Annotated in this window: 23 protein-coding genes; 16 read left to right on the forward strand and 7 right to left on the reverse strand. The window is 40.7% G+C overall.

Annotated features, from left to right (window positions below):
* Positions 1-4: 4 nt before the first annotated feature.
* Complete coding sequence (gene ppk2, locus NXS00_RS01765) at positions 5-793, reverse strand: polyphosphate kinase 2 (protein WP_258097392.1); 789 nt, start codon at positions 791-793, stop codon at positions 5-7.
* Between the two features lie 391 nt (positions 794-1,184).
* Here ppk2 and NXS00_RS01770 point away from each other — a divergent pair, with 391 nt between their 5' ends.
* Both NXS00_RS01770 and NXS00_RS01775 read left to right on the forward strand, forming a co-directional pair.
* On the forward strand, positions 1,185-1,649 hold the full coding sequence (locus tag NXS00_RS01770) for a (2Fe-2S)-binding protein (RefSeq protein ID WP_258097393.1): 465 nt from the start codon (positions 1,185-1,187) through the stop codon (positions 1,647-1,649).
* A 5-nt stretch (positions 1,650-1,654) separates the two neighbouring features.
* On the forward strand, positions 1,655-3,868 hold the full coding sequence (locus tag NXS00_RS01775) for a xanthine dehydrogenase family protein molybdopterin-binding subunit (protein ID WP_258097394.1): 2,214 nt from the start codon (positions 1,655-1,657) through the stop codon (positions 3,866-3,868).
* Positions 3,869-4,472: 604 nt separating this feature from the next.
* Here the strand turns inward: NXS00_RS01775 and NXS00_RS01780 are convergent.
* Positions 4,473-5,369 carry a helix-turn-helix domain-containing protein gene (locus tag NXS00_RS01780; RefSeq protein WP_258097395.1) on the reverse strand — a complete coding sequence of 299 codons (897 nt, stop codon included), beginning with the start codon at positions 5,367-5,369 and terminating at the stop codon, positions 4,473-4,475.
* A gap of 180 nt (positions 5,370-5,549) precedes the next feature.
* Here NXS00_RS01780 and NXS00_RS01785 point away from each other — a divergent pair, with 180 nt between their 5' ends.
* The 5 genes from NXS00_RS01785 to NXS00_RS01805 all read left to right on the forward strand — a co-directional run bounded on the left by NXS00_RS01785 (position 5,550) and on the right by NXS00_RS01805 (position 9,753).
* Positions 5,550-6,023: a cupin domain-containing protein gene (locus NXS00_RS01785; RefSeq protein WP_258097396.1), complete on the forward strand. Its 474-nt coding sequence runs from the start codon at positions 5,550-5,552 to the stop codon at positions 6,021-6,023.
* A 116-nt stretch (positions 6,024-6,139) separates the two neighbouring features.
* Positions 6,140-6,604 (forward strand): (2Fe-2S)-binding protein, encoded by a 465-nt coding sequence (locus tag NXS00_RS01790; protein ID WP_258097397.1) that lies wholly within the window; start codon positions 6,140-6,142, stop codon positions 6,602-6,604.
* Between the two features lie 3 nt (positions 6,605-6,607).
* A complete protein-coding gene (locus NXS00_RS01795; protein ID WP_258097398.1) occupies positions 6,608-8,881 on the forward strand; it encodes a xanthine dehydrogenase family protein molybdopterin-binding subunit in 2,274 nt (757 codons plus the stop codon).
* Between the two features lie 140 nt (positions 8,882-9,021).
* Positions 9,022-9,216: a c-type cytochrome gene (locus NXS00_RS01800; RefSeq protein WP_258097399.1), complete on the forward strand. Its 195-nt coding sequence runs from the start codon at positions 9,022-9,024 to the stop codon at positions 9,214-9,216.
* A gap of 66 nt (positions 9,217-9,282) precedes the next feature.
* Positions 9,283-9,753 carry a hypothetical protein gene (locus NXS00_RS01805; RefSeq protein WP_258097400.1) on the forward strand — a complete coding sequence of 157 codons (471 nt, stop codon included), beginning with the start codon at positions 9,283-9,285 and terminating at the stop codon, positions 9,751-9,753.
* A gap of 144 nt (positions 9,754-9,897) precedes the next feature.
* Here the strand turns inward: NXS00_RS01805 and NXS00_RS01810 are convergent, their stop codons facing one another.
* Both NXS00_RS01810 and NXS00_RS01815 read right to left on the reverse strand, forming a co-directional pair.
* Entirely contained in the window at positions 9,898-10,767 is an 870-nt protein-coding gene (locus NXS00_RS01810) for a sigma-70 family RNA polymerase sigma factor (RefSeq protein WP_258097401.1), read from the reverse strand.
* Positions 10,768-10,915: 148 nt separating this feature from the next.
* Positions 10,916-11,110 (reverse strand): cold-shock protein, encoded by a 195-nt coding sequence (locus NXS00_RS01815; RefSeq protein ID WP_258097402.1) that lies wholly within the window; start codon positions 11,108-11,110, stop codon positions 10,916-10,918.
* A 715-nt stretch (positions 11,111-11,825) separates the two neighbouring features.
* Between NXS00_RS01815 and NXS00_RS01820 the strand changes: the two genes are divergently transcribed.
* The 5 genes from NXS00_RS01820 (at position 11,826) to NXS00_RS01840 (ending at position 15,191) form a co-directional block, all read left to right on the forward strand.
* The gene (locus NXS00_RS01820) at positions 11,826-12,809 is read left to right on the forward strand and encodes a fatty acid desaturase family protein (RefSeq protein WP_258097403.1); all 984 of its coding nucleotides are present in this window, start codon (positions 11,826-11,828) and stop codon (positions 12,807-12,809) included.
* Entirely contained in the window at positions 12,802-13,977 is a 1,176-nt protein-coding gene (locus tag NXS00_RS01825) for a DEAD/DEAH box helicase (RefSeq protein ID WP_258097404.1), read from the forward strand. The genes NXS00_RS01820 and NXS00_RS01825 overlap by 8 nt, the downstream gene beginning before the upstream one ends.
* 16 nt (positions 13,978-13,993) lie before the next feature.
* Entirely contained in the window at positions 13,994-14,179 is a 186-nt protein-coding gene (locus NXS00_RS01830) for a cold-shock protein (RefSeq protein WP_258097405.1), read from the forward strand.
* A gap of 12 nt (positions 14,180-14,191) precedes the next feature.
* On the forward strand, positions 14,192-14,383 hold the full coding sequence (locus NXS00_RS01835; protein WP_258097406.1) for a cold-shock protein: 192 nt from the start codon (positions 14,192-14,194) through the stop codon (positions 14,381-14,383).
* Between the two features lie 547 nt (positions 14,384-14,930).
* Positions 14,931-15,191, forward strand: coding sequence for a hypothetical protein (locus NXS00_RS01840; RefSeq protein WP_258097407.1), 261 nt, complete (start codon positions 14,931-14,933; stop codon positions 15,189-15,191).
* A 118-nt stretch (positions 15,192-15,309) separates the two neighbouring features.
* Here NXS00_RS01840 and NXS00_RS01845 read toward each other — a convergent pair whose 3' ends face one another.
* From NXS00_RS01845 to NXS00_RS01855, 3 genes are all read right to left on the reverse strand, one after another.
* Complete coding sequence (locus NXS00_RS01845) at positions 15,310-18,147, reverse strand: M16 family metallopeptidase (protein WP_258097408.1); 2,838 nt, start codon at positions 18,145-18,147, stop codon at positions 15,310-15,312.
* Between the two features lie 116 nt (positions 18,148-18,263).
* Positions 18,264-18,617 carry a SiaC family regulatory phosphoprotein gene (locus NXS00_RS01850; RefSeq protein ID WP_258097409.1) on the reverse strand — a complete coding sequence of 118 codons (354 nt, stop codon included), beginning with the start codon at positions 18,615-18,617 and terminating at the stop codon, positions 18,264-18,266.
* Between the two features lie 127 nt (positions 18,618-18,744).
* Entirely contained in the window at positions 18,745-19,374 is a 630-nt protein-coding gene (locus NXS00_RS01855; protein WP_258097410.1) for a helix-turn-helix transcriptional regulator, read from the reverse strand.
* Positions 19,375-19,562: 188 nt separating this feature from the next.
* On the opposite strand from NXS00_RS01855, the gene NXS00_RS01860 reads away from it, so the two are divergent.
* From NXS00_RS01860 to NXS00_RS01875, 4 genes are all read left to right on the forward strand, one after another.
* Positions 19,563-20,186 carry a superoxide dismutase gene (locus NXS00_RS01860; protein ID WP_258097411.1) on the forward strand — a complete coding sequence of 208 codons (624 nt, stop codon included), beginning with the start codon at positions 19,563-19,565 and terminating at the stop codon, positions 20,184-20,186.
* Positions 20,187-20,420: 234 nt separating this feature from the next.
* The gene (locus tag NXS00_RS01865; protein ID WP_258097412.1) at positions 20,421-20,978 is read left to right on the forward strand and encodes an NADPH-dependent FMN reductase; all 558 of its coding nucleotides are present in this window, start codon (positions 20,421-20,423) and stop codon (positions 20,976-20,978) included.
* 16 nt (positions 20,979-20,994) lie between these two features.
* A complete protein-coding gene (locus tag NXS00_RS01870; protein ID WP_258097413.1) occupies positions 20,995-22,002 on the forward strand; it encodes an NAD(P)/FAD-dependent oxidoreductase in 1,008 nt (335 codons plus the stop codon).
* A gap of 26 nt (positions 22,003-22,028) precedes the next feature.
* On the forward strand, positions 22,029-22,346 hold the full coding sequence (locus NXS00_RS01875; protein WP_258097414.1) for a 2Fe-2S iron-sulfur cluster-binding protein: 318 nt from the start codon (positions 22,029-22,031) through the stop codon (positions 22,344-22,346).
* Positions 22,347-22,656 lie beyond the last annotated feature (310 nt).

A 22,656-nucleotide genomic window follows, 5' to 3' on the forward strand; every position in this document is an offset into this window, starting at 1 on the left:
GCATCTAATCTTCTTTATAATCCGGAATAAACTTCTGATTGTCAAAAGGCATGCGCTCATAGCCTTCCTGATCTGGAACCTCTGGCAACTCTATTGGATTGAGTTCAAATGGCTCATACGAAATGTGATTGAGCAAGTGCTGAATGCAGCTTAATCGAGCCATTTTCTTATCATCACCATTCACCACAAACCATGGACTGATTTCTGTATCCGTGTGCTGAAACATATCATCCTTGGCTTTGCTATATTCCATCCATCGTTCACGAGACTTCAAATCCATTGGACTGAATTTCCATCGTTTTTCAGGTCTTTTGATTCGTTCTTTGAATCGTTTTTCCTGCACCTCATCACTAACGGAGAACCAATACTTGATCAAAATGATCCCAGACTTGATCAGCATCTCTTCAAACAACGGACAGCTGCGTAAAAATTCTTGATACTCTTCATCAGTGCAAAAACCCATCACCTTCTCCACTCCTGCTCTGTTGTACCAGCTCCTATCAAACAGTACGATTTCTCCCGCAGCAGGAAGATGTTTCGCATAGCGCTGAAAATACCACTGGCTCATTTCTTTCTCTGTGGGCACCCCTAGAGCCACAATACGACAAACTCGTGGATTTAATGGTTCGGTGATCCGCTTGATAGCTCCTCCTTTACCTGACGCATCTCGACCTTCAAAAATGACGACTACTTTCAATCCCTGGGATTTCACCCATTCTTGAAGGTAAACCAGTTCAAGCTGAAGATTCTTAAGTGATTTCTCGTAGGTTTCTCTGTCAATTTTTGAAGGCATAGGATGTTCGTTTTGGCTAATCTACTAGCCTAAATATGGAATAATTCTGACATGTGTCAATGCTCAATATGTTAATTCTCCGCTAATCCGTAGACTTCAGCAACTGATACATAAGAAAAGCTGGACATACCAAAGCACTAAAGTTTTAGGTTTTTGGTTTAAAGTCGGACCAGTTCATCAGGCAACCGTATTCAGGCAAGGTCAACTTATGAACCTTAAACTCAGAACCATCAACCTATTCCCACTCACCCAATGAATTGACCAACTATCATTAAGAAATGATGATGTGACAACTATTGACATTTGAATTTTGTAACTTATAGTTTGATATCTATAGTTTTAGTTGTCAAAAAACGAGCAAATTGATCAATAAACAATTCTAAATTTCCCTATGGCTCTCTTTAAACTTAAAATCAATGGCAAGTCCCAGGAAGTAGATGTAGATCCTAAAACCCCAATGCTGTGGGTATTAAGAGATCATCTTAACCTGGTTGGAACTAAATACGGATGTGGTGTAGCCCAATGTGGTGCTTGTACGGTGCATCTGAATGGTTCTGCCACACGCTCATGTCAGCTACCCGTTTCAGTAGTTGGCGATAATGAAATCACTACCATCGAAGGACTTTCGGAAGATGCTGATCATCCGGTACAACAGGCCTGGCTGAAGATCGACGTACCACAATGTGGATACTGTCAGGCAGGACAAATCATGAATGCGGCTTCACTGTTGAAATCCAACCCAAAACCGTCTGATGAAGAAATTGAAGCAGCTATGAGTGGCAACCTTTGCCGATGCGGTACTTATACCCGTATCAAAAAAGCCATTAAAGAAGCTTCCAACAACATAAACGCCTAAGCCCAATGTCAGTAATTAAAACCAGAGTAGGAAGACGAACATTCCTAAAGACTTCAGCTGCAGCAGGTGGAGGACTTCTCATTAGTTTTAGTTGGTTGGCATCTTGTAAGCCTGGCCGAACCAAAGAAGAAATATTAGCGATGCCAGAAGAGTGGTTCAAACTCAATGGTTATATCAAAATCGGTGACAATGGAGTCGTAACCATTTACTCACCTAATCCTGAGATCGGTCAGAATGTAATGACTTCCATGCCGATGATCGTGGCAGAGGAACTGGATGTGGACTGGAAGAATGTCATCGTGGAGCAAGGGAAACTTGACGAAGACTCTTTTAAAAACCCTCAGTTTGCCGGAGGGAGCTTGTCCATCATGTTGGGATGGGACGCCCTAAGAATGGCTGGGGCCGCTGGCAGAAGAATGTTGCTGGAGGCTGCCGCCAAAGAATGGCAAGTGGATGTAGATTCTCTTTCCGCTAAAAACGGCATGATTATGGAAATTAGTGGTGCTCGTTCTGTTGGATATGGAGAGATCGCTACTAAAGCCGTAGGCATCGAAGTACCGGAGGATCTGGAGATGAAAGATCCTAAAGATTACAAAATCATTGGTACCGCTAAGAAAAACGTAGAAGGCAAGAAGATTGTCACGGGTAAGCCATTGTTCGGATTGGACTTCCAGAAAGAAGGCATGAAGCTGGCGATGATCCATCATCCTCCTGCTTTCGGAATGAAAGTAAAAGACTTCAACCGTGACGAAATCGTCGCGATGGATGGCGTCTCTGATGCGTTCATCATCGATAGCTCCACTGCTGAGCCAGCATGGACGGAAGTCAATGCGTTCAATACCTTAGTAGCCATCATTGGTGAATCTACCTGGCAGCTAATGAACGCCAAGAAAGCACTGAAAGTCTCTTATGATACTGAGAGTGAACCAGAAAGTTCTGATACACACTCTGCTCGCTTAAAGAAAGACCTGAAAAACGGAAAAGTACTGGAAAGTAGATTGGACGGTGATCCAGATGCAGCTTTTGCAAACGCAGCCAAAGTCATTGAGAGAACCTACACCTCTCCTTTCATAGCGCATAACACGCTGGAGCCGATGAACTTCTACGCAGACGTGAAGGAAAACTCCGTGGAATTGATCGGGCCAGTTCAGACTCCAAAATCATTGGAAGAGCGTGTGTCTGCTATGCTGGACATTCCAGTTGAAAACATCGAAGTACACATGACCAGAATTGGTGGTGGTTTCGGTAAGCGTTTGTACATCCATTATGGAATGGAAGCCGCTGCGATCTCTAAGAAATTAGGCGCTCCGGTGAAGCTCATCTATACCCGTGAAGATGACATGACACAAGGAACGTATCGACCAACTTACATGTCGACATACAAAGCTGGACTGGATGAAAACAATAACCTGATCGCTTTCTCAGTGAAAGGTGTTGGTTTACCAGAAGGACCAGTATTCCCGAAACGATTCCCTGCTGGTGCAGTAGACAACTACAGCGCCGAGAAGCTCGGATCTGAAACGAACATCTCTACCGGTGCGTGGAGAGCCCCTCGCTCCCACTTTACAGCTGGAGCAGAACAGTCTTTCATAGACGAGGTAGCGGAACTGGCAGGCAAAGATCCCATAGACTTCCGTTTGGAGTTATTCGAACGAGCAAAAAGCAATCCTGTTGGTGAGGAACATGAGTACGATGCAGATCGCTACGCGGGTGTGCTGAAACTTGTAAGAGAAAAATGTAACTGGGGACAGGATACTCCTGGAATCCATCGTGGAATAGCAGCCTATTTCTGTCATAACTCCTATGTGGCTGAGGTCATAGACATCCGTATGGACAAAGGGCAACCGATCGTAGAGAAAGTATGGTGTGCAGTAGATTGTGGGATTGTGATCAACAAAGAAGGAGCTACCAACATCATAGAAGGTGGTGTAGTAGACGGTATTGGTCATGCCATGTACAGTGAGATGAAGTTTGAGAACGGCAAGCCTGTTCACAACAACTTCAATACCTATCAGCTGATTCGTCACTCACAGGCACCGAAAAACATTGAGGTATTCTTTGTAGAGAATGAGATCTCTCCTACCGGACTGGGTGAACCTGGTTTACCACCAGCTCAAGGCGCTTTAGCCAATGCCTTGTACAAAGCTACGGGTAAGCGCTATTACCACACGCCATTCAGCACGGCCCCTCAGGACCAGATTGACATGGAGGTAGGGTAACGAATATTGACTTGATCATACAAAAGCCTGATTGCAAATGCAGTTGGGCTTTTTTAGTGTGAGAAGGTTGATGTTGGGTGTCGGGTGCTTGGTGATTAGCTATCGGTTTATGGAGAACAGTTTTCAGACTCGATATGATGCCGATTATTTATCATCCAACTCACCCCAGGCACATTAAATCCTTGACATTAATATGGATCAAAGCCCCTCTCTTCCCTAGAGAGGGGTTGGGGTGAGTTCATCCAAACGATTTTGAATTAGGCATTTTTCCAAAAACCTCAGATATCCCATCTACAAAATCTGAATTCATTTAATTATACCGAGGGGCATACAGCTAATTCACCAATCACTAAAAACAAACCACAATAGACAAACACTCAATAGGCAATGAAAAAGCTAGATATTCGATTTTGGATGTTAGAAATGCCCGATTCCCCTTGAATGATTTAAATCCTACTTAATTGATCATCTTCATCTAACATTCGGAGAATGACGCTTTTCTCATAAAGCACAATCCTCCTTCCGACTTACCGATTACTTGAATACCGACCTACCTACTCACCAAATCACTAATTACCAATCCACTAATCACCAATTCACCGACTCACCTATTCTCCCGAAACTCCTTCGGAGTGATCCCCACCTTCTGCTTAAATACTCTATTGAAATGCTGCGGATACTTGAAACCCAATTCGAATGCGATTTCTTTGATGGATTTATCCGAACCAAAAATCTTGTCCTTGGCAATATCTATGAGCTTATTCTGAATGTATTCCTGAGCCGTCTTGCCTGTTTCTTTCTTGATCAGATCGCCGAAATAGTTGGCCGATAAGTTGAGTTCGTTCGCAAAATAGCCAACAGACGGCAACCCTTCTGAGTATGGCTTCTCTGAGTGGAAGTAATCTGTCATCAATTCTTCAAACTGACCTAGAATGCCTTTATTCACATGCTGGCGCGTAATAAATTGACGATCATAGAAACGCTCGCAATAGTCTAAAAACAAACTGATATTGGCAGTAATGAGCTTCTTACTGTGCTTATCTATTGGTCGCTTGAGCTCATTGTCAATTTTCACAAGCAAGTCTAGAATTGTTGATTGCTCTTCTGGTGAAAGGTGTAAAGCCTCTGTGAGATTGTAAGAAAAGAACCCACACTCATCGATCTGTTTGGCCAGTGGCGTTCCCATAATCAAGTCCGGATGAAAAGTCAACCCCCTACCTACAGGCTGATAGATTTCCGTTTTGTTACTGACATCTATGGTTTGCCCAGGACCAATAAAAACCAGTGTTCCTTCCTGGTAATCATAGGTGTGTTTGCCATAAGCCAGATCTCCACATTTTACTTCTTTTAAGATAATCGTATAAATCCCAAAAGACATTTTGTAGCCATGTCGCTGATCAGCTTTGGAAAAGTCCAGCACACTAACCAATGGATGTAATGTTGAGTGATTATTGAAGTCATTGTACGACTTGATTGAATCAAATATTTTGTGATCGCTCATAGCTTCTTATTTCTATAGGACTAATCTACTTCCTTTTATACGGGATTTTGAGGCCATCAGTAATATTGGTACTGAATACCGTAATTGATATACATTATTCCAATATTCCACATGTAACATTGTATCATGGCATTGCTTCTAACTCATTAAAGTTCTGTCCTGAATTACACCTACTTGAAAATGAAAAAATATCTTATTGCCTTATCGCTTATCGCACCCTTTTTGGTCTTTGCTCAAGAAGAAACCTATGCTGTTTCCTCTTTTCTCTCTGACGGATTCAAAGCTCCCAATACCCATTACATTGGAGAAGCCTGGCTGAATGGTTTACTTACCGCAGATGACGATATTAGCTACAACATCACCAAAGCAACTTTCAAAGCCAATTCCACTCTTGACTGGCACAAACATTCTTCTGCTCAGGTATTGATCTATGTGGATGGAGAAGGATATTATCAGGAAAGAGGAAAAGATCCAGTGATTTTAAAAGCAGGAGACGTCATCAAATGCGACAAGGATGTCGAGCATTGGCATTCCTCTACCAAAGAGAGCGATGTAACCTATTTAGCTTTATATGGAGGTGAGCATCCTACCACATGGACCGAGGTACTTTCTCAGGAATATTACGATAGTGTAGCAGAAAAGCTAAAACAATAAGAACCTGACCAAAGAGTGGATAAGGAAATGCTATTTGAATTTCGTAACTTATTATTTGATAAGCATAAGTTAATACTCAAGCTTTCTCACAACTTGTATTCCCAAAATCAATCCCTATGGCAAAATTCAATCTGAAAATTAATGGCAAAGACATGGAAGTGGATGTTGATCCACAAACACCCATGCTTTGGGTACTCCGTGATCACCTGGATCTCACTGGAACCAAATATGGATGTGGTATTGCACAATGTGGTGCATGCACAATTCATTTGAATGGAACCGCTACTCGTTCATGTATGCTACCCGTTTCTGTGGTAGGTGACAATGAAATCACCACAATTGAAGGGTTGGCTGAAGAAGCCAACCACCCAGTTCAGCAAGCATGGTTGGAACATGATGTACCTCAGTGCGGCTATTGTCAGGCAGGACAAATCATGAGTGCAGCATCTCTATTGAAATCCAATCCTAGTCCTTCGGATGAGCAAATTGAGGCGGCAATGAGTGGCAATATCTGCAGATGTGGCACTTATGTTCGCATCAAGGAAGCAATTAAAACAGCAGCTAAAATCCAAAACGCCTAAGTCATGACTGTACTGAAAACAAAACTAGGAAGACGTTCTTTTTTAAAGACTTCTGCAGCAGCCGGAGGTGGTTTAATGATCAGTTTTAGTTGGTTGGCTAGCTGTACAAGCTCCACAACCAAAGCTGAAGTGCTGGCTATGCCTGAAGAATGGTTTGAGCTGAATGCCTATTTGAAGATTGGTGAAAATGGAATGACGACCATCTTCTGCCCCAATCCTGAGTTTGGACAGAATGTAATGACCTCCATGCCGATGATGATTGCTGAAGAGCTGGATATGGACTGGAAGAATGTGGTTGTTGAAATGGCTGAGTTCAACACAGCATTGTACAATCGCCAATTCACCGGGGGAAGCCAGGGAATTCGCACGGCGTGGAATCCTCTGCGAATGGCTGGAGCCACTGCTCGTCACATGCTGAAAGAAGCAGCAGCTAATGCCTGGAACGTTTCTGCAAAGGACATTACCACTGACGCTGGTAAACTCATCCACAAAGCTTCAGGAAAATCAGCTGGATATGGAGAGTTTGCGAAATCAGCATCTGCATTAGAAGCGCCGGAGGAAGTTGAGCTAAAAGAGGTCAAGAATTTCAAAGTCATTGGAAATTCTAAGAAGAATGTAGAGGGTAAGAAAATCATTAAAGGCGATAAGCTCTTCAGTTTGGACATCAAAAAGGAAGGAATGTTGACGGCTATGATTGCACATCCTCCTGCTTTCGGATTGCAACTGAAAGACTTTAATGCTGAATCCGTCAAGTCAATGCCTGGGATTGTTGACGTGTTTTCATTCAAGACTTACAATGATGAGTTTGGCCGAAACTTCTTTGATACTGATACCTTCCCAGAAATGGTTGCCATTGTTGGGAACAGCACCTGGGAAGTGATGAATGCGAAGAAAGCTCTACAAGTAGAATGGGAAAAGTTTAGCGAGCAATCTTTTCTAATGAATAGTTGGGGTGGCGGAGACAAAATAAAAGTTCAAGTACCTGCAGGACTAGAAAGTAGCCAGTCTCATATGGCTGAAATGCACAAAGTCGCCAGCAAACCAGGCACCCAACTTCGTAAAGATGGGGATCCTGAAAAGATTTTTAAGGAAGCAGTCAAAGTCATTGAAAAAACTTACTCCGCTCCTTTTTTGGCACACAACATGATGGAACCAATCAACTGTGTAGCGGATGTTACAGCGGATAAAGCGATTATTTCTGCTCCGACACAAGCTCCTGGCTTTATAGAACCAGCAATCGCTGATCGTCTGGGGATGACGGTAGAGCAAGTGGAGATTGTCATGTCTCGTATGGGTGGTGGTTTTGGCCGAAGAGCTTATTGCCACTACATGGTGGAAGCGGCAGTGATTTCACAGAAAGTGCAAAAGCCTGTCAAACTGATGTATACTCGTGAAGATGACATGACTTTTGGAATCTACCGTCCAGCATATATGGCAACTTATCGAGCGGCATTGGATGAAAACAATAACCTGATTGGATATCATGTGAAAGCGGGTGGCATTCCTGAAAGTCCTTTGGGACGAGGTGCAGCCAATCGCTTCCCTGCAGGTTGCGTTGACAATTACTTAGCAGAAGAATGGTCTATTCAATCGAACATCACCATTGGTGCATTTAGAGCTCCAAGGTCCAATTTCCTTGGAGGTGTGGAGCAATCCTTCCTGGATGAAGTAGCTGAAGCAGCAGGTAAAGATCCGATCCAGTTTAGACTGGACCTCTTGAAACGTTCTAAAGAAAAGCCTGTTGGTGAAAACAACGATTACGATGCAGATCGCTATGCAGGAGTACTGGAATTGGTTCGTGATAAATCCAACTGGGGTCAAACATCCGATGGAACACATCGCGGAGTAGCGGCTTATTTCTGTCACAACAGCTACGCAGCGCACGTTGTTGACCTCAAATTGGTAAACGGAACTCCAAGGGTGGAAAAAGTAACCTGCGCTATGGACTGTGGTGTAGTGATCAATCCAGATGCCGCATCCAACATGGCGGAAGGAGCCATCGTAGATGGTATCGGAAATGCGTTCTTCGGAGAGATGACTTTCCAAAACGGAATCCCTGAAAAGAGCAACTTTGATCGTTACCGTATGATTCGCATGAACGAAGCACCAAAAGCAATTGACGTACATTTCGTACAAAATGAAATAGATCCAACAGGACTTGGCGAGCCTCCATTCCCTCCTATTTTCGGAGCAGTGGCGAATGCATTGTACAAAGCCACTGACAAGCGGCATTACAATCAGCCATTCTTAAGTAAGGATAGAATTACACTAGGATAAAAGTATTAGTAAAATTGTGTCGTAAGCTCGGTTTCAGAAATGAGGCTGGGCTTTTTTGTGTGAGATGCTTGATGTTGGGTGCTAAGTGCGGGGTATTTCCATCATTGGCTAAGTCGCCAAGAGTTTCAGACAAAGACCAAATGATTAAGGTGCTACTCCATGGGTTAAAAGGGCCTTTGATGATCAACGGTACCCGATACAATGGAGAAATGGCTTCCTATGAGATGTTATCCGATCAGGAAGTAAGCGACGTATTGAATTTCATAAGAAACAGTTTTGGCAACTCCAATCCAGCAATTGCGCCAAATGAAATCAAAGCCAAGAGAGACAAGTAACAGCTTACTTTAAATTCGGAATTCGAGTAAAATCACTACCTTCATCGGTGATCAACTAACCTGAAGATGAAAAAGAACACCCTCAATCGTCGTGATTTTGCTATCAAATCGGCTATGGGACTTGCTGGCATTGGAATGGCCGATGCTAGTCAAGCTCAACTAAAGGAAGAACAAGCCATCATCGCTGTACTCGAAAAAGAATCTGCTACCTGGAGAGCTGGAGATAAAGAAGGACATGCTGCATGCTGGCAGGCACGCCCTTACAGCAAAATCCTCATCACTACGAAAGACGGACAGTTTCTGGATATCCCAGTGGAAGTAATGCTCAATCCAAGTCCGGAGATCTTCGGTAAAGGTGGTAGAGCAGAAAACAGCGATTATCGATTTAGTATCAATGGAAAATCAGCCTGGGTGAGCCACAAAGAAGTCTCCTATAGTCCTGATGGAAGTTCGCAAGAGTCGTATGAAATTCGCATGCTGGAAAAGATCAAAGGCCAATGGAAACTCGTCGGGCAGTCCATACATATCATTGGTTAGTTAGTGATTAGTTAACCAGTCGACAGTTTTCAGTTAACTGTATGGATACCGCTATAGGCTGCTAACCAACTTCCTAAACTGCGTCCTACCGATTACTGATTTACCGATAAACCGACTTACTGAAATACCGATAACTAATTCAGTTTAACCTAAATAAGATTTAAGAAGTGCACCTCCACTTGGGTTGTGCTGAAGCTTGCGAATAGCGCACTCTTTAATCTGACGCACACGTTCTCTTGTCAGATCAAATCGCTCTCCAATATCATTTAGTGTCATGTTTGGCTCATCATTGAGACCATAAAAAAGAATTAATACCTGTGATTCACGGAATGTCAGTACCTTAAAAGCACTGCGAATATCAGACTTCAATGAAAGTGCAATGGAACTCTCTTCAGGATTTTGTCCAGCTGGGTCAGCCATCACATCAAGTAAGTTAACTGCTTCATCAGCCATCAATGGTGCATCAAAAGAAGCTGTTTTAGCACCTAGTTCCTTTATGTCAGTGATCTGATCTCCAGACACATTCATTTCTTCAGCCAACTCGTCATCTGTAGGTTCACGCTCTAGCTTTTGCTCTAACGCTGTAAAAGAATGGATGACTCTATTGTAACTATTTACCCTATTCAAAGGCTGCCTAACCGTTCTCGAATTTTGCGAAATGGCAGCAACAATTGACTGTCGAATCCACCACACAGCATAGGAGATGAACTTAAATCCTCTGGTTTCATCAAACCGTGTAGCAGCTTTGATCAGACCTATATTCCCTTCACTAATCAAGTCCATCAAGGTGATATTGGGAAAACCTCGATCATATTGCTTAGCCACAGAAACCACAAAACGCAAATTAGCTTTGGTCAATTTTTCCAGCGCCTGTTCGTCCCCTTCTCGTATACGCTGAGTCAGCCGAACTTCTTCTTCAGCGGAAATCAGCTCCACTTTGTCAATCTCCTGAAAATACCGCTCTAATGAATGCGTTCTTTTCGTTATTTGAACAAGTATTTTAAGTTGTTTCATTGCGTGGTGTAGTTAGAGAAAAATCAAGGGTGAATGGCACTTTGAATAACTCTGGTTTGAATGAAATGTATCCAAATTATTACATTTCTTGGCGAAACCTATTTACATAAAAAAACCATCCTAAGTGATGGTTTTTTTATGTGTGATTTTAGCTTACAACTTTTACGTTGACAGCATTCATTCCTTTTTTTCCTCTTTCCAGATCATAGGTCACTTTATCATTTTCACGGATATCATCGATCAGCCCTGACTCATGTACAAAAACATCTTCTCTTGACTCTGTGGGACTAATAAATCCAAAACCTTTGGAATTATTGAAAAACTTTACAGTTCCTTCTTGCATTCTATTATGATTAATTAATTACGTATTTCGGCTGCACATGAAACAATAATGAACAATACCACAATTTTGGATATACCAGAAGGCAGCGTTACATGATCAGTCTAGATTTTACTCAGTATTCGGGGCTTTCAATGAACCCAACTGCAAGAGCGATTAGCTTAGTCGAGAGAGGTGCTTATTGATTGGAATCAAATAAATCCTAAAATTCATTCAATTCCTTGGCTCAAAACGAGAATAAGAATTTGTCTAATTCTAAATACAGCGTAGCAAAGCTAGTTCTTAATTTTTGGATATTCCTATTCTTCTCAGGATTTAAACTGGATTCTAGTGATTATCAGCAAGAAACCATAAAAAACATGCAGATGACAGAATCCATTGAGATAATAGGTATTGTCAATTTAATTGTCGTCCTTTGGCACATCAAGTTCAGAGACTTCTCAAGTCAAATCCTTACAACGTTTCCCTTTTGCATTTTCTGGCTGCATTATTCATTGAGAGAAAATCTCTCGATATTCTTTTGTTTCAGAACCAGTAAATCAAGTTTAATTGATTAGTTACTGCTTCCAAACAGAAACTAACTTTTAACTTATCATACTTGATAAATTGCCAATTCTCATCCGAGATCAATTCAGCGTTCGCTAAAACATTACAATTACGGGTCAATTCCTACTTTAAAGACAACCACATCAGCAAAGGAGCCAACACAGAAATGGTAATGAAAACCATTTCTGCACTGAGTATTTACCTGTTGCCCTTTGTTGCTTTACTCGTATTTCAAATCTCTTCACTCCCACTGCTATTTCTACTTTGGGCCATTATGGGGTTTGGTAAGGCTTTTATAGGCATGTCGGTAATGCATGACAGTCTGCACGGATCATTTTCAAACAAACCATCTACCAATCAGCTTGTGGCACTATGCACGTGGTTAGTTGGTGTGGACCCCCGAAACTGGAAAATTCAGCACAATGTACTTCACCATAGCTTTACCAATATAGAACACGCTGACGAAGACATAGAACCCAGGTTCATCTTTCGGTTTTCACCACATCAGCCCAGGTTATCCATTCAAAAATACCAACATCTTTATGCCTTCTTCTTTTATGGGTTAGGCACACTGATCTGGGTGACAGTCAAGGACTTTGCTAAAGCTGTCAAATACAAAAATGAGGGTTTTATTAAGTCAGGCAAAGATTTCAATCTCCACATCACCCAAATCATCATACGAAAAGCTGTTTATTTTTCTCTTTTTCTTGTTCTTCCATCCATATGGTTGGCTTACCCATTTTGGATGGTGGCTCTGATGTTCCTGACCATGCACTTTGTGGCTGGAAGTATACTGACATTTACCTTCCAATGCGCGCATGTGATGGATTCATCAGAGTTTATCAATTCACCAGATGGTCATATACCTGAGAATAGACTGGCTCATCAACTGAAAACCACCGCCAACTTTGGAACTAATAGCAGACTCTTATTTTGGTTTACCGGAGGTCTTAATCATCAGATAGAGCACCACCTGTTTCCTCATATTTGCCACATTCATTACCGTAAAATTTCCGGCATAGTAGCAGCCACCGCCAGCGAGTACAACCTGCCCTATCATACGCAGCCTACATTAGCTACTGCTGTCTATCAACATTTATACATGCTCAAAGAACTCGGTTCAGAGCCTACAAAAACGAAAAAATCATATGCATAATATATCATACAGTCGCAGAAAGCGAACAAGAAAACAAACAACCACTAAATCTGTCAATAAAACGATAGACGTCAATCAATACATTCATACTGGTGAACAAAGTCCTGAAACGGCTACAGTTTATCAAAATAAATATACGTTTACAGAGTTCCCCTTGCATCAAAAGCTGCAAACTCTGATCGCTCAGAAAGGTTATTCAAGACCTTCTGAAATTCAAGACAAATCCATCATACCGATACTTCAAGGCGAAGATATAATTGGGATAGCAGGTACAGGTACTGGAAAAACAGCTGCTTTTCTGATTCCACTCATCCAACAGTTGCTTGAAAACAAGCGTCATAATCATGCTTTGATCATTGCACCTACCAGAGAACTAGCCACCCAAATCAACGAAGAGTTCGCCTCGCTATCCAAGGGACTTGGTCTTTACTCTACAGTATTAATCGGTGGCACCTCCGTATTTCAGACATTGAATACGCTGAAAAGAACCAATCATGTAATCATTGGCACTCCAGGCAGGCTACAAGACATGAATGCACAGGGTGCAATAGACTATAGTCAGTTCAAAGTATTGGTATTGGATGAGTTTGATCGAATGCTAGACATGGGTTTCTCCAGAGAAGTTCAAAAGATCAATAATCAGATGACAAGCAAAGAACAGTCCCTACTCTTTTCTGCTACGCTGGATCCTGCTCAAGAACATCTAATCCGAGAAATTACCAATAAGCCTATTGTAGTAAAATCGGCCACTTCCACGCACAGGTCCTCCTCTATCGATCAACAAGTGGTTTATACAGAAGGTAAGGATAAGTTTCAGGTGCTGAAAAGCATTCTCAACCAGCCAATAGATGCTAAAACAATCCTTTTTTGTGAAACTAAAAGACACGCAAATCAATTATTAAAGAAGCTAATCAACGACTCCTATGCTGCCGACGCTATCCATGGTAACAAGTCACAAAATAGACGTGATCAAACACTTAGCAGCTTCAAGACAGGGAAGATTAACATTCTGATCGCTACGGATGTGATCGCTCGAGGCATTGATATCAGTGATGTAGAATTAGTCATCAATTATCAAACTCCTCGAAACTACGCTGATTATGTCCACAGAATAGGTAGAACAGGAAGGGCAGGTAAAACGGGAAGGGCAATTACGCTAATCGATTAATCAAATAAGATATCGTATGGCAAAGTCACAGAACAAATTCATGAAAAAACAACGCGCTATTGGCAAGAACAAAAAGCGTGAGGAAAAACTCCAAAGAAAACGAGATCATAAAGCCTCCAAATCCAGTGGAAAGCTGGAAGACATGATGGCCTTTGTAGACCTCAATGGAAATATCCAAAATGAACCAGAAAAAGAACAATAAAATAGTACAATTATGGAAAAAGGAACAGTAAAATTCTTTAATGAGGAAAAAGGATATGGGTTCATTACTCAAGATGAAACCAACATAGAACTTTTCGTACATAAGTCTAACACAAAGGAAAAGCTACTTGAGAATGACAAAGTAAGGTTTGTCATTGAGCAAGGAGATAGAGGAGAATTTGCCGCCAAAGTAGAGATTATCTAATCTTATTCATATTCGGTTACTGAAAGGTTCGGACATATTGTTCGAGCCTTTTTTAATCCTACACACTTTAGTACTAACCAGAAGAAAAAACTCAATGAATTATCCAATAGGAAGTGAAAACCTTGAAAATGATGTATCACACAAAACCATTAACAATGGCTTTCGCTAAGACAACAAACAGTTTACGTAAAGAAATAAAGGGCTAAACCCTGGCATTTGAATATGGTGCTAATCTCGGTATATCATTCATTGATCATCGAAACCACCGAATGAAATCCTTCCAGTTGACCGAAGATGAAATGATCGATTTGATCTCCTTTTTAAAAAAATATTCAATACATCTAACTAAAAGTTCCTAGATGATATTCAATAAACAAATACGTTTGATCTTTCCAGTCTTATGGAGTTATACAAAATATGTACTTCACTGTTTTGAAACACCCAAAATCGGTCAGAACATTATCAATAAGCAAATCGAACTTTACATTTCTTGTGTTTCACTCTTTATAATCTTAGGCATACTATTCAGCTTTTTTCTCCGCCAATTATGAAATCAAACTTTCAGGAACGTATTCGGTTTTTCAAATCATTGGGCTATTTCCTAATGACTTTAGGAGTTTTAATACTATTATTTATTGGTGTGAAATCACTGACTTTCGATAATATTAGTGAAGTCCATAACCAAATCCGATCCTTTCACAATCCATTCTTTGCACTTTTCATTATTGCATCAGCATTGATCACATTAGGTTTCATTATGGCTTTTTTATCCAGTAACCTCCGACGCAAACTTGAAAACAGAGTTTAAGTCAAACAGTCACCGGTCGTACAACAACTAATTACCTATAATCGATTCTACAATTAGCCAAACAAAAAAGCCCCATCATCACTGACAGGGCTCCTTTTTGATACATTTAGATCTTTATTTATTCTTCCGGCATTAAGACAATCTCGATCAAGTTGCCTTTCACTAAATACTTCTTAGCTGCTTCTTGTAGATCTTTTGGCTTCAATTCTTCGATAAGCTTTTCATACTCATAGAAATCAGCTAAATCTCTGTTGTATGAGTAATAGGAAGAAAGACTATTCAACCAGTAACGGTTCTCCTTCAAGCTCTCTTTACGATTGATTTTTTGAGATTCCTTGATCTCTTTTAAATCTTCTTCGGTTACGCCTTCTTTTTTGATCAATTCAATTTCGTCATAAACCGCTTGCTTCAGCTCTTCCATATTTTCAGGACCACAAGGGAATGAAATAGAGAACGTGTAGTTTTCATATGGACGCTCACTGATGTAACCATTAGCTCCTACGCCATATACCCCACTCTTTTCTTCTCTAATCAAGTCGATCAAACGATTAGTAACTACCTCACCAAGACTGCTCAAGATATAATTTTCCTCTTTGCTGTAGTCTGCCTCACCTTTGTAGTTAATAGACACCTGGCTCTTTGGATCAGTACCTTTGTTGATCACTTTCGTGTACTTACCTTTTGGAGGTCTAATGCCCAGGTCTTTCCAGGTTTCTTCTCTTTTTACACTTGGAATACTCGCCAAATACGTTTCAAGTAATGGCTTAATCTCCTCTACTTTGAAGTTACCCACGAAGAAGAACGTGAAGTTAGCTGGATCAGCAAAACGCTCCTTGTAGATCGCAAATGATTTGTCCAGATCAATTTTAGCCAATTCTTCTGCAGTTGGGAAACCAACACGCTTGTTGTATTGACTCAAGATTTTGATCATCTCATTTTGGAAATAGTATGCCGGATTCGACATCAGGTTGCCATACAACATAGTATTTCTTGTCTTGAATGACTCAAAACTTGCCGCATCTTTTCTTGGGCTTGTGAAATACAAATAGATCATTTGCATCATCGTCTCCAAATCCTTAGGAGCAGCGCTTCCGCTAAAGCCTTCACTGTATGTTCCTACAAACGGAGAAACTCTCACGGTCTTACCTGCAAATAGCTTATCCAAATCCGTTTTAGAGAAATCTGCCACACCACTTTCGCTAACGATGCTCGAAGAGTAAGTAGCATTCTCATAGTTGTCATCATCATACAATGAATGTCCACCATCACTGCTTGCAGACATTAGAATTTCATCATTCTTGTAGTCAGTTGCTTTCAATACAACTTTCACTCCATTAGACAAGGTCAACTCCGTGATATCTACGTTTTCAATAACTTTTTCTGAGGCAACAGATCCTTTCTTTGGTTTCTCAGCCAGCAATTCTGAATCAGACATCTCATCAGCATAAGGCTCAAGCTCCATTGATCCTACATCCTTTAGTGTAGCCAACACGCTCTCTTTGGTCACATCTGGATTGTCTCTTTCAGGACCAGTGATAACCACTACTCGATCACTGTCTTTGATCCATTTCGGAGCATAGGCATTGATTTCAGCTACTTTGATACTCTCAAACTGCTTCTTAGCAAACTCATAAGTGAAGTATGGAGAAATGATTGGATCTGTTTCTAGGAAGGAGTTCACATACTCCATAGCCAATCGGCCACTTTCTGTTTTGTCCTGCTCTTTCATTTCCTGCTCCAATGAATTAAGCAATCTTGCTTTAGCTCTCTTCAATTCACCTTCCGTAAACCCAAAGCGTTTTACACGCTCGTTTTCTGTCACAAGCGCTTCCAAACCATTCATGATACCGTCTTCTCCTACCATTGCAAAAGAAGAATAGTTGTTTTTAGTTCTTACCAGGCTACCATAACCTGTGCTTCCAAATACGAATGGAGGAGTTGCCGATTGACGAAGCTCGTTCAAACGCTGATTGATCATGTTATTAAACAAACTATAAGTCAAGCTCTTTCTAAGGTCTTTAAGCTCTTTAGATCCGTCTTCATCATCCATTTTATAAACCACTCTTACCATGGTAAAAGATGCTTCTTTATCTTGCTCTATAGCCACATAAGTATCCTCATGACTCGGCACGTCAAATACTTTTCTTTCCTGTGGTTTCTTTGGGTTCTTCAGTTTACCAAAACGCGTTTTGATCTCTTTTTCCATAGCATCAGGATCCAAATCACCAACAGCTACGATCGCCATCAAATTTGGTCTGTACCAGGTCTTGTAGAAACTCTTAATGGTTTCGTAATCCGCATTTTCGATAATCTCTTTTTCACCGATTGGCAAGCGCTCAGCATAGCGAGAATCCTTGAACATAATCGGGAACCACTTGTCACGCATACGCTGATCTGCACCCTGACCTAATCTCCACTCCTCGATTACGACACCTCTTTCTTTGTCGATCTCTTCCGGAGAAAACTCCAGTCCACCAGCCCAGTCTTCCAACACCTTCAATCCCTGATCCAATACTTCTGGATCACCAGTTGGAATAGGCAACATATACACGGTTTCATCAAAACTCGTGTAGGCATTTAAGTCAGCACCAAATTCCACACCGATAGACTGCAAGTAATTCACCAATTCATTCTTTTGAAAATTCTTACTTCCATTGAATGCCATGTGCTCCACAAAGTGAGCCAGACCTTTCTGGTCCTCATTTTCAAGAATAGATCCAGCATTTACTGCAAGTCTAAACTCAATCTTATCTTCTGGTTTATCGTTTTTACGGATGTAATAAGTCAATCCATTTTCCAATTTTCCCACTCGAACGTTAGGATCCATTGGAATAGGACTTGTCAAAGGTTTATCGAGTTGACCTTTGATGTCTTTTTCCTGGGCAAAAGTCACAAATGCAAGCGCACAGATGACCACCGCTAAAAGCGTTTTCTTCATTAGGTTGTGAGTTTTCATAGTTAATAATTACAATATGTTGATTCGACATCAACTACTGCTAAATTATAGTATTTCAGCTAATGCTTTGGTCTATTAACTACTTTTCTAGTTAACTATTATACGCTCACTTACCTTTAATCAATAGATATCGTCACCTGCAGTTCATAGAGTTCGGCAAAATCCATGGCTGTTTCGAGCATCAAGATATTAGAAAGTGGCACTTCCCAGGTTATTTTTAAAACCGCACCCAATCGTTGCTCAGTTTGTAAAAATTTGAACAGACCAAACAGTGTACGAGCCCTTTCTTTATTTAAAAAATCCATATTGATCACCAATTCACCTGACTTGGTGTACCTTACTTTATTCTTAAAATCCTCAATTAACGGTTGATAAACAATATCAAATTGATTGATCTTCGAAATGGTTCGCAGGTTTAAAAAGTTGGACGATCTGCGCTCCTGCACTAAGGCCTGAAAAGAATAACTCATTTGCTGGTATTGGTTTATTTTTCTTCAGCAAATATGCCTTCCTAATAACAGCTAACCGTTAACATGGTGTCATCAATTGATTATCGTTGATAAGGTACTATTCACAAATCCATAAACTGACAAAGCATTACCCGTTCGAGGTTATCTTGTATACACATCTGGAATCTTCGGAAAGTATATGCTTGACACGCTCTACCTGATACTCCTCCCCGATCAATTGTTTAAAGTTCTTTAATTCGGCTTTGCAAAATCCTTGACATGCCTTTGCTGCAGCACAGATAGGACAATGATTTTCTATCAAATAATAAGCATCATCTTCCTTTTTCCAATCTGCCATGTACCCTTCATTAGAGCGAAGTTCAGCTAATTTATTCAACTTGCTCTCTAGTGTTATATCCGACTCCAATGCGGCCTTATAGCGAGCGTAAGTTCTCTGCTCTCTATCAGTTATTAAAAGGCTCAACGCATTCTCTCCAAGTAAATTTCTGACCGAATTCAGTAAGTCTATAGTGACCTGAGCATGAGAATCAGGAAATTCATCTAGTCCCTTTGAAGACAATTGATAGTAAGTAACTGGTCTTCCAACGCCTGCACTTTTAGCTTTCCCTTGAATCAGCTCCAGTTTTTCAAGCTTTAACAAATGCTGCCTGGCTCCTTCTTTGGTCATACCGAGCTCATCAGCGAGTGAGGCAGCTGTCACTTCTCCCTTCATTTTTATAGAGACGAGTATTTTGTTGACCGTAGAATTAATATCCAATTCAATTATTGTTTTATTCGAGGTAAAAATAATATAAAAATTGCAATAGCTGGTTCAAAATGGCTTCTTAGCAATTTAAACAAAGCAACTCATTGTTTTATTTTCCTATTTATCAAACCTTTTACTTGTTTTAATCGTTCCTGATTATAGATTTGCATAACAATTTAGAACATAAAACAAGTAAAATCATGAGTTACTCATTACCTGAGCTACCTTATGCATACAATGCATTAGAGCCTCATTTCGATAAAGAAACAATGACCATCCACCATACGAAACACCACCAGGCTTATGTTACCAAGCTGAACGCTGCAATCGAAGGAACGGATGCACCTACAGACGATATTGAGGCAATTATCAAAAACATCAGCAAGTACGGCGCAGGTGTAAGAAACAATGGCGGAGGTCACTACAACCACTCATTATTTTGGGAAATCCTTTCTCCTACTCCTAAAAAAGCACCTGAAGGAAAGCTAGCGGAAGAAATCAATAAGGTATTCGGTAGTCTTGACGCTTTTAAAGAGCAATTCAATAATGCAGGAGCTACCCAATTTGGTTCTGGATGGGCCTGGTTATTTGTAAAATACAATGGTACTATTGGAGTGACGTCTACTCCTAACCAGGACAATCCTTTGATGGATATCAATGAAACCAATCAAGGCTTCCCTATACTTGGAGTTGATGTTTGGGAACATGCGTACTACTTAAAGTATCAAAATAAGCGTCCTGATTACCTCAATGCATTCTGGGATGTTTTAGACTGGGCTGCTGTAGAGAAAAAATACGAAGAAGTTATTTCAAAGTTGAAGTAACCAGCGGTTACTGATTACTATATGGATGAAGAAGATAACATCTTTTTAATGTGTTTTACCAAAATCTTCTTCTCCATTTTTTAAAACAACACTTCACGATTTAAACCGGTCCTCCTTTTGCAGCTTGCACAAATCCAATAGTCAAATCGCTGATGTATGCTGAAGCAGGACAACTAAAAGTCATCTGTAAAATCAACAATAGACCACTGTTATTCATTCTCAACCAACCTCTAAATGAAAATATTAGTCTTCAATGGTGCTATGGAGCACCGAGAAACAGACACTTCTAACCGCCTCAGCTTATTCTTAAACCAAACTTTAAGTAAAAAGGGATTTGATGTACAGCAATTCAATTTAGCAGAAGCAGACATTCCCTTATTTGATACGAACACCAAAAGCACTCCACGGTCTGTAGAATTAATGAACCTTATTTTCAGAGAGGCAGACATTCACATTTGGCTTACCCCACTATATCATGGCAGCATGACTGGAGCCATGAAAAACTGCCTGGATTGGCTGGAATGTAGCGCTGGTCTTCCAGAACCGTATTTAACAGGAAAAACAATTGGTCTGGTGTGTTGGGCAGATGGCGTACAAGCCATGCAAGGCATCAATGCGATGGATTCGGTAGCAAAAGCACTGAGAGCATGGACTGCTCCTCTGAGCATACCTATCAAACGTGGAGATCTCTTTAATGGAAACGAGTTGTGTCAGGACTATCAGAAGCGTTTTGACATGTTACTAGATGTATTGACTAAAGGTCCTTCATCTAGCTCTAAAAATTCCATTTAAATAATAGAAATTCTGTATGAAACAAGTAGATATCTGCATCATTGGAGCAGGTCCAGTGGGACTATTCGCCGTTTTTGAAGCAGGCCTTTTGAAAATGAGATGTCATCTCATTGATGCATTGCCACAAGTAGGCGGTCAATTATCTGAAATTTACCCTCAAAAACCGATCTACGATATTCCTGGATCTCCAGGGATATTGGCTCAGGATCACATCAGCAATTTATTGAAACAAATTGAGCCATTTAGTCCTACATATAGCTTAGGTGAGCGAGTAGAAACAGTGGAGAAGCAAGCGGATGAAAGCTTTACTTTGACTACCAATCAAGGAACTCAGGTCAATGCGAAAGTAATTGTTATTGCTGGAGGCCTGGGCTCATTCGAGCCAAGAAAACCGGCTATTGAGAATCTGGATGTGTTTGAAAATGGTAAAGGAGTAATCTACATGGTCAAAGATCCCGAGCTTTTCAGAGACAAAAATATTGTTCTAGCAGGCGGCGGGGATTCCGCGTTGGACTGGACCATTCACTTATCCAAAATTGCTAAATCTCTGACTTTGGTTCATAGAAATGAGACTTTCCGTGGTGCACCTGATAGTGCTGAGCAAGTTTTTCAATTGGCCAATGATGGAAAAATTAACTTGATCCTAAAATCGAACATTACTCGAATAAGTGGGAATGGACAGTTGAATGAAGTGGTTATCGCTGATCATAACAAAGATGAAACCGCACATGCCGCAGATTATTTGATTCCATTATTTGGATTGAGTCCGAAACTTGGCCCTATAGCCGATTGGGGCTTAAATGTAGACCGTAATGCTATTCAAGTGGATACTTTTGACTATTCAACTAACGTACCAGGCATTTTCGCAGTTGGAGACATCAATACTTATCCAGGTAAACTGAAACTGATATTGTGTGGATTTCATGAAGCAGCCTTGATGGCACAGAGTGCTTTCAAATACGTATACCCAGAGCAAAAGCTTAGCTTCAAATATACTACTGTAAATGGAGTAAACTCCTTCTAAATTATAAGTAAACAGAACACATCAACATGGTAAATATAACCGTTGAAGATAGAAATGGAACCCAGCAACAACTGGAGATTCCTACAGACATGGGACTTAACCTCATGGAGTTTCTCAAAGCAAGTGAGTACGATATAATGGCCACCTGCGGTGGTATGGCTATGTGCGCAACGTGTCACATAGAAGTGCTGGAGGGACTTGATAAACTAGGTGAGCGAATCGATCAGGAATATGACATGCTGGACACCCTACCTGACGCAGATGACAACAGCCGTCTGGCTTGTCAGCTTCAACTGAAAGACGAAATGGACGGCATGGTGATCAAAATCCGAGGAGAATATTAAAACAGCTTTTTGACTGACATGTTTATAAATCCAAAAGCCCGAATCGCATTGATTCGGGCTTTTTTCATACCGACTTGCACGTCAATAATCCTAGAATGTTTATGCATTATATTGTTTAAAATACGTTGAAATCTGAGCTTTTTTGATACTATCGCTTAGTTAAAAAGGTTATATTCATTATGACTAATAGTTGATCTAACATATTTACCCTAGATCAATCCATTCAATATCAGCTCAACAAAGCCATATGAAACCAATAATCAGATTGATTTGCCTTTTTTCTTGTCTTCCTATCTTTGGCCAAAGTACA

Source organism: Marinoscillum pacificum (assembly GCF_024714495.1).
GTDB lineage: Bacteria > Bacteroidota > Bacteroidia > Cytophagales > Cyclobacteriaceae > Marinoscillum > Marinoscillum pacificum.

Bases quoted from the DNA above. Each gene is read 5' to 3' on its own strand.
- ppk2 (WP_258097392.1), bottom strand. From the start codon at position 793: ATGCCTTCAAAAATTGACAGAGAAACCTACGAGAAATCACTTAAGAAT.
- NXS00_RS01770 (WP_258097393.1), top strand. From the start codon at position 1,185: ATGGCTCTCTTTAAACTTAAAATCAATGGCAAGTCCCAGGAAGTAGAT.
- NXS00_RS01775 (WP_258097394.1), top strand. From the start codon at position 1,655: ATGTCAGTAATTAAAACCAGAGTAGGAAGACGAACATTCCTAAAGACT.
- NXS00_RS01780 (WP_258097395.1), bottom strand. From the start codon at position 5,369: ATGAGCGATCACAAAATATTTGATTCAATCAAGTCGTACAATGACTTC.
- NXS00_RS01785 (WP_258097396.1), top strand. From the start codon at position 5,550: ATGAAAAAATATCTTATTGCCTTATCGCTTATCGCACCCTTTTTGGTC.
- NXS00_RS01790 (WP_258097397.1), top strand. From the start codon at position 6,140: ATGGCAAAATTCAATCTGAAAATTAATGGCAAAGACATGGAAGTGGAT.
- NXS00_RS01795 (WP_258097398.1), top strand. From the start codon at position 6,608: ATGACTGTACTGAAAACAAAACTAGGAAGACGTTCTTTTTTAAAGACT.
- NXS00_RS01800 (WP_258097399.1), top strand. From the start codon at position 9,022: ATGATTAAGGTGCTACTCCATGGGTTAAAAGGGCCTTTGATGATCAAC.
- NXS00_RS01805 (WP_258097400.1), top strand. From the start codon at position 9,283: ATGAAAAAGAACACCCTCAATCGTCGTGATTTTGCTATCAAATCGGCT.
- NXS00_RS01810 (WP_258097401.1), bottom strand. From the start codon at position 10,767: ATGAAACAACTTAAAATACTTGTTCAAATAACGAAAAGAACGCATTCA.
- NXS00_RS01815 (WP_258097402.1), bottom strand. From the start codon at position 11,110: ATGCAAGAAGGAACTGTAAAGTTTTTCAATAATTCCAAAGGTTTTGGA.
- NXS00_RS01820 (WP_258097403.1), top strand. From the start codon at position 11,826: ATGAAAACCATTTCTGCACTGAGTATTTACCTGTTGCCCTTTGTTGCT.
- NXS00_RS01825 (WP_258097404.1), top strand. From the start codon at position 12,802: ATGCATAATATATCATACAGTCGCAGAAAGCGAACAAGAAAACAAACA.
- NXS00_RS01830 (WP_258097405.1), top strand. From the start codon at position 13,994: ATGGCAAAGTCACAGAACAAATTCATGAAAAAACAACGCGCTATTGGC.
- NXS00_RS01835 (WP_258097406.1), top strand. From the start codon at position 14,192: ATGGAAAAAGGAACAGTAAAATTCTTTAATGAGGAAAAAGGATATGGG.
- NXS00_RS01840 (WP_258097407.1), top strand. From the start codon at position 14,931: ATGAAATCAAACTTTCAGGAACGTATTCGGTTTTTCAAATCATTGGGC.
- NXS00_RS01845 (WP_258097408.1), bottom strand. From the start codon at position 18,147: ATGAAAACTCACAACCTAATGAAGAAAACGCTTTTAGCGGTGGTCATC.
- NXS00_RS01850 (WP_258097409.1), bottom strand. From the start codon at position 18,617: ATGAGTTATTCTTTTCAGGCCTTAGTGCAGGAGCGCAGATCGTCCAAC.
- NXS00_RS01860 (WP_258097411.1), top strand. From the start codon at position 19,563: ATGAGTTACTCATTACCTGAGCTACCTTATGCATACAATGCATTAGAG.
- NXS00_RS01865 (WP_258097412.1), top strand. From the start codon at position 20,421: ATGAAAATATTAGTCTTCAATGGTGCTATGGAGCACCGAGAAACAGAC.
- NXS00_RS01870 (WP_258097413.1), top strand. From the start codon at position 20,995: ATGAAACAAGTAGATATCTGCATCATTGGAGCAGGTCCAGTGGGACTA.
- NXS00_RS01875 (WP_258097414.1), top strand. From the start codon at position 22,029: ATGGTAAATATAACCGTTGAAGATAGAAATGGAACCCAGCAACAACTG.